Source organism: Colwellia sp. BRX8-7 (assembly GCF_014077275.1).
Lineage (GTDB): Bacteria > Pseudomonadota > Gammaproteobacteria > Enterobacterales > Alteromonadaceae > Colwellia_A.
The window spans coordinates 1-3,165 of record NZ_JACGVP010000049.1 but is presented as its reverse complement, the minus strand read 5'-3'; the positions used below and the strand labels follow the sequence as shown (position 1 = coordinate 3,165).

The 3,165-nt window shown below is 48.8% G+C and carries 2 rRNA genes; both read right to left on the bottom strand.

Annotation, left to right across the window (positions count from 1 at the left end):
- Position 1: 1 nt before the first annotated feature.
- Positions 2 to 116, bottom strand: a 5S ribosomal RNA gene (gene rrf, locus H4J57_RS19235).
- A 141-nt stretch (positions 117 to 257) separates the two neighbouring features.
- Positions 258 to 3,148 (bottom strand): 23S ribosomal RNA (locus tag H4J57_RS19230).
- Positions 3,149 to 3,165 lie beyond the last annotated feature (17 nt).

Below are 3,165 nucleotides of genomic sequence, written 5' to 3'. Positions count from 1 at the left end.
AGCCTAGCAATGTCCTACTCTCACATGGGAACTCCCACACTACCATCGGCGCTACTGCGTTTCACTTCTGAGTTCGGAATGGGATCAGGTGGTGCCACAGTGCTATTGTCGCTAGACAAAAAGGTTACAATCTTGAAAGCTGTTGCTCGCTAGAGCTATAAATATAAAAGCGTTTTCTTATTCAATTCATTACAGTGCGTGAAGTTATTCTGTCAGTCTTTTACAAACACTTCGTAGTAAAACTACTTGGGTGTTGTATGGTTAAGCCTCACGGGCAATTAGTATCAGTTAGCTCAAGACCTCGCAGTCCTTACACACCTGACCTATCAACGTTGTAGTCTCCAACGACCCTTTAGGGAGCTTAAAGCTCCAGTGAGAACTCATCTCAAAGCCTGCTTCCCGCTTAGATGCTTTCAGCGGTTATCAGTTCCGAACGTAGCTACCGGGCAATGCTATTGGCATAACAACCCGAACACCAGCGGTTCGTCCACTCCGGTCCTCTCGTACTAGGAGCAGCCCTCTTCAATTCTCAAACGCCCACGGCAGATAGGGACCGAACTGTCTCACGACGTTCTAAACCCAGCTCGCGTACCACTTTAAATGGCGAACAGCCATACCCTTGGGACCGACTTCAGCCCCAGGATGTGATGAGCCGACATCGAGGTGCCAAACACCGCCGTCGATATGAACTCTTGGGCGGTATCAGCCTGTTATCCCCGGAGTACCTTTTATCCGTTGAGCGATGGCCCTTCCATACAGAACCACCGGATCACTATGACCTACTTTCGTACCTGCTCGACGTGTCTGTCTCGCAGTTAAGCTGGCTTATGCCATTGCACTAACCGTATGATGTCCGACCATACTTAGCCAACCTTCGTGCTCCTCCGTTACTCTTTGGGAGGAGACCGCCCCAGTCAAACTACCCACCAGACAGTGTCCCCAAGCCCGATAAGGGCCCTAGGTTAGAACATCACGCATACAAGGGTGGTATTTCAAGGTAGACTCCACTTCATCTGGCGACAAAGTTTCATAGTCTCCCACCTATCCTACACATGTAGGAGCAATGTTCACTGTCAAGCTATAGTAAAGGTTCACGGGGTCTTTCCGTCTAGCCGCGGGTATACGGCATCTTAACCGCAAATTCAATTTCACTGAGTCTCGGGTGGAGACAGTGTGGCCATGATTACGCCATTCGTGCAGGTCGGAACTTACCCGACAAGGAATTTCGCTACCTTAGGACCGTTATAGTTACGGCCGCCGTTTACCGGGGCTTCGATCATCAGCTTCGCTTACGCTAACCGAATCAATTAACCTTCCGGCACCGGGCAGGCGTCACACCGTATACGTCATCTTTCGATTTTGCACAGTGCTGTGTTTTTAATAAACAGTTCCAGCCACCTGGTTACTTCGACTACTCTTAGCTTACACCGCAAGGGTTTAACCGAGAGTAGCGTACCTTCTCCCGAAGTTACGGTACTATTTTGCCTAGTTCCTTCACCCGAGTTCTCTCAAGCGCCTTAGTATTCTCTACCTAACCACCTGTGTCGGTTTGGGGTACGGTTCCTATATATCTGAAGCTTAGAAGCTTTTCCTGGAAGCATGGCATCAACAGCTTCAACTCCGTAGAGTCTCGTCTCGTATCTCAGTGTTGAATGAAGACCCGGATTTACCTAAGTCAACCACCTACGTACTTTCACACGGACTACCAACGCCGTGCCTGTTTAGCCTACTCCGTCCCTCCTTCGCAATATATAGAAGTACAGAAATATTAATCTGTTTCCCATCGACTACGCGTTTCCGCCTCGCCTTAGGGGCCGACTTACCCTGCCCTGATTAACATGGGACAGGAAACCTTGGTCTTTCGGCGGGGGAGTTTTTCACTCCCCTTATCGTTACTCATGTCAGCATTCGCACTTCTGATACCTCCAGCAAGCTTTACAACTCACCTTCAACGGCTTACAGAACGCTCCCCTACCACTCATAATAAATTATGAATCCGCAGCTTCGGTGACTAGTTTAGCCCCGTTACATCTTCCGCGCAGACCGACTCGACTAGTGAGCTATTACGCTTTCTTTAAAGGATGGCTGCTTCTAAGCCAACCTCCTAGCTGTCTATGCCTTTCCACATCGTTTCCCACTTAACTAGTACTTTGGGACCTTAGCTGGCGGTCTGGGTTGTTTCCCTCTTCACAACGGACGTTAGCACCCGCAGTGTGTCTCCCGCATATCACTCATTGGTATTCGGAGTTTGCAAAGGGTTGGTAAGTCGGGATGACCCCCTAGCCTTAACAGTGCTCTACCCCCAATGGTGTTCGTGCGAGGCTCTACCTAAATAGATTTCGGGGAGAACCAGCTATCTCCCGGCTTGATTAGCCTTTCACTCCGACCCACAAGTCATCACCGCATTTTTCAACATACGTGTGTTCGGTCCTCCAGTTGATGTTACTCAACCTTCAACCTGCCCATGGGTAGATCGCCGGGTTTCGGGTCTATACCCTGCAACTAAACGCGCAGTTAACACTCGCTTTCGCTACGGCTCCCCTAATCGGTTAACCTTGCTACAGAATATAAGTCGCTGACCCATTATACAAAAGGTACGCAGTCACCGGACTAAATCCGGCTTCCACTGCTTGTACGTATGCGGTTTCAGGTTCTATTTCACTCCCCTCACAGGGGTTCTTTTCGCCTTTCCCTCACGGTACTGGTTCACTATCGGTCAGTTAGTAGTATTTAGCCTTGGAGGATGGTCCCCCCATATTCAGACAAAGTTTCACGTGCTCCGTCCTACTCGATTTCACTCAAAGGTTGCTTTTGTGTACGGGACTATCACCCTGTATCGTTGTACTTTCCAGTACATTCCACTAGCGCCCAATAAGCTTAAGGGCTGATTCGCGTTCGCTCGCCGCTACTAACGAAATCTCGGTTGATTTCTTTTCCTCAGGGTACTTAGATGTTTCAGTTCTCCTGGTTCGCTTCATTAAGCTATGTATTCACTTAATGATACTGACTTATGTCAGTGGGTTTCCCCATTCGGAAATCATTGGCTATAACGGTTTTTATCACCTCACCAATGCTTATCGCAGATTAACACGTCCTTCATCGCCTCTAACTGCCAAGGCATCCACCACATACGCTTAGTCACTTAACCATACAACCCTAAGTAGT